5 protein-coding genes are annotated in these 3,250 nt (G+C 37.5%); all 5 read left to right on the top strand.

Annotated features, from left to right (window positions below; translation table 11 throughout):
- On the top strand, positions 1-377 hold a 377-nt coding region (locus ACLUJM_RS13265; RefSeq protein WP_412413028.1), incomplete at its 5' end, for a glycosyltransferase.
- An 88-nt stretch (positions 378-465) separates the two neighbouring features.
- Positions 466-975, top strand: coding sequence for a hypothetical protein (locus ACLUJM_RS13270; protein WP_412413029.1), 510 nt, complete (start codon positions 466-468; stop codon positions 973-975).
- Positions 972-1,430: a hypothetical protein gene (locus ACLUJM_RS13275; RefSeq protein WP_412413030.1), complete on the top strand. Its 459-nt coding sequence runs from the start codon at positions 972-974 to the stop codon at positions 1,428-1,430. Before ACLUJM_RS13270 ends, ACLUJM_RS13275 begins: the two co-directional genes overlap by 4 nt.
- Before the next feature lie 529 nt (positions 1,431-1,959).
- A complete protein-coding gene (locus ACLUJM_RS13280) occupies positions 1,960-2,646 on the top strand; it encodes a hypothetical protein (protein WP_412413031.1) in 687 nt (228 codons plus the stop codon).
- A 237-nt stretch (positions 2,647-2,883) separates the two neighbouring features.
- A partial coding sequence (locus ACLUJM_RS13285; RefSeq protein WP_412413032.1) for a hypothetical protein occupies positions 2,884-3,250 on the top strand: 367 nt, incomplete at its 3' end.

The raw sequence follows: 3,250 nt of genomic DNA on the forward strand, positions 1-3,250 counted from the left end.
CTTCAAAGCTGCTATATCAAAAAGGTATCACACAATTTCGATGTGTGTTTACGCTAAAAGGAAACGAAAATTCCAGAATCAGCAGGATACAGGAAGAAGCAGTGGATTGTGGTATGGATTTCTTGTGGGTAGGACAGCAAAATCGGGAGCAGATGAGCGACTGGTATGCACAGTCGATATTGCTATTCCCGTCTTACCTTGAAACGGTTGGTTTGCCGATATGTGAAGCTATGTCAGTCGGTGCACCGGTATTATTGTCCGATTGCTTGTATGCAAGGGATGTGGCAAAGGAATATGCAAATGCAAGATATTTTGTTAAGGACAATGCTGCGGCACTGGCGCAGTTGATGGAAGTATGTATAGTGAAGACAGGATAATGGAGGGCGATAATGGTAAGAAACAATAATAATTTTATATATACATTTATCAATTGTTGTGGTGCTTTTCCTGGTTAACAGATTTCTCATGCCCATTACTATGGTGCTTGCAATTGTTCTGCTGTACATGATGGCACATGAGGGAAAAGTAGCCCTATACATGAATCAAATTACAAAGTTGTTCGTTGTAATTGCTGGAATGGGTATTGTATACATGGTACTTTCCATATTTGGCGGATTCTCTGCATTGGGGAGCAGTCGTTATGCAGTAAAAGAGATTGAGAGAGGCATTATATATATTTTGATTGCTCAGATAATAATGCGTTCCAAGGTAGATATTAGAAAATATATATCTATCTGGAATATGCTCTTAACATTGTCTGTAGTTGTTGCCATACTGCAGTTTACCAAAGTTATTGATATGAATACAATACTGAAGAACTTCTATGGCGATAGTATTCAATTTTACAACACACAATTTACTGTATTATCAGTTTTCGTTGTGGTTCAATTTTGTGAATCCAAATGTATTTGCGTGTTTTATTTTGCGTCTGGGCAGTCACTTGGTTGTATCCCGAAAATATGGCTGGCTTTATGAGAAATATTGTTGTTTATCTACTTTGCATTATTGGGTTCGTGTTGGCAGGATCACGCACAGGTTTTGTTTTAGGTGTGGTGATTCTTATTTATCATTTGTTTACAGAAGGAAAGGCAAATCAAGGATATGCAATGCGTTTTCTGGGAACAATGCTGTTCTTCTTTCTGATCTTCGTCTTATTCATGAATCTAACTAAAATAGGTTCTGGTATTTTGGATGATCTGGGACTATTTAAAGTAAATGAGGGCATGAGTAATTCCTTTGGCGGCAAGATCAGTATATTTACCAATTTGATAAAACAAATGCAGCCGTGGAATTATCTGATTGGCTATGGTCCGTTTGATTACTCTTTGTCTTCCAGCTTTCTTGTGGATTTTGACTTGGGTTATTTCATTGTTTACTATGGACTGATTGGTGGTCTTTATGTGGCGATGTTACGCTCTCTCTCATTATGAGTTTATGGATGGAACAACTGATCATAGGCTGCCGAGGATGTTGGTTGTTATTATGATTGTGTTTGGTCTGACCGCGGAACCTACTTTAATTTGAGAATCTTTGCTATTTATATGCTGGTGTTTTTGCCGATGCTGGCTAACAACAGAGAAGGAATCGAAGCTTGAGACATGGGAAAATATATACTATCAGTAGTGGTGCAAACGGTCAAAATAATGCAGGATCAAGGCAGGGAATGACGTTCTTCATGTTTCTCAGGAGTGTGGTTATAAACTAATCCCTCTTTATGAAAGCAATCAAGTAAGAACAAGAGTACAGGATATCATTTCCGGTGTTATTGCAACATATAGCCTTCGGAATAAGCTGGTGGATGGAGACATTGTCTTAATGCAATATCCGCTCAACCGGCTTTTGATGAAAAACATATTCCGCATTCTGAAGCGGTGCAAATCAAAGATTAGAATTGCTACCTTGATTCACGACATTGATTACTTGAGAGACATCCCATTGGGGGATAAGGGCGTAGATGGTATGAAAGTACTGGAACTGTCATTGCTTGGCAGTTCTGACTACCTGATTTGCCATAATCCGTTCATGATTAGGACGTTACAAAAGGAGAACCTTTCAGTGGAATATATTTCGCTGGATTTATTCGACTATCTTTATGATGGTACTCCGGCCACCATTTCTGAAGATAAATCAACTGTAATTGTTGCTGGGAATCTGTTGGAGAGCAAAGCCGGATACTTATATCAGATAAAGAAGGATAAACATAAATTTGCGCTTTCTCTCTACGGCTCGAATTATGCTGTTGATAAAATGCAAATGGACAATGCGACTTATCACGGCAGTTTTAAGCCGGATGAATTGATTGCTAATTTATATGGTGCATATGGTCTTGTGTGGGATGGAAGTTCAACTGAGACATGCTCAGGCAGCTATGGTAAATATTTGCGAATCAATAACCCACATAAAGTGTCACTTTATATTGCTGCAGGAATTCCTGTTGTAATTTGGAAGGAAGCAGCATTATGCTCACTCATCGAAGAAAATGCTCTTGGATTTGGTATATCATCTTTAGATGAATTGGAAGAAGCACTAAAAAGCCATGAACACTTGTACCAGAGCTATCGTAATAATGTGTTGAATATGAAAGAAAAGGTTTGCAGTGGCGGTTTTTTGAAATACGTTCTGGTGCAAATAGATAGAATGGAGTAGATAATTTATGAAAGTTAGTATTATTGTAGGAAGATGTTAGGTATAGTTGTTTCCGTTTACAATGTAGAGAGTTTTTATCTATATGTTTGAATAACGAATTTGACATCATGAGAAAAGATGACAGCTATATGCGCTCTCGTTATGTTGATGCTATAAATATACATAATTTTTTGATGGCGTTCATGTCGAAAGGATTTATAATCCGTACTGGCAAAAAGATTTTGAAGGAGAGGTAAGATGGCGGAAATGAAAAAATGTTTTTCTTTTCAAAATGGATTCGATTATGAAGAATTCAAAGATATGTGCAATTCCTTTAAAAAGGTAAAGTTGCATAGCAAGATGAAGTCAGATTTATTGTTGACGGACTATATCTTTTGCTTGGCTATGAGACGGATTTCTATAGATAAGAGAAGTATTCTCAAGCGCCTGGCAGCATCTGTTTTTGATTTTCAAGTCCGAAGTTCTGTAATTGGAACTGGAAAAATAGCTTTCATATTTACTGGAAATCAGTATATGCGGCCAGATTATTTGCAGTGTGTTGAAAATACTGCAACCCAAGCAAGGAATTCTACTCTGTTTTTGATTGATCGAAAAAGCACAAAGT

This window comes from Finegoldia sp. (assembly GCF_046991905.1).
GTDB lineage: Bacteria > Bacillota > Clostridia > Tissierellales > Peptoniphilaceae > Finegoldia.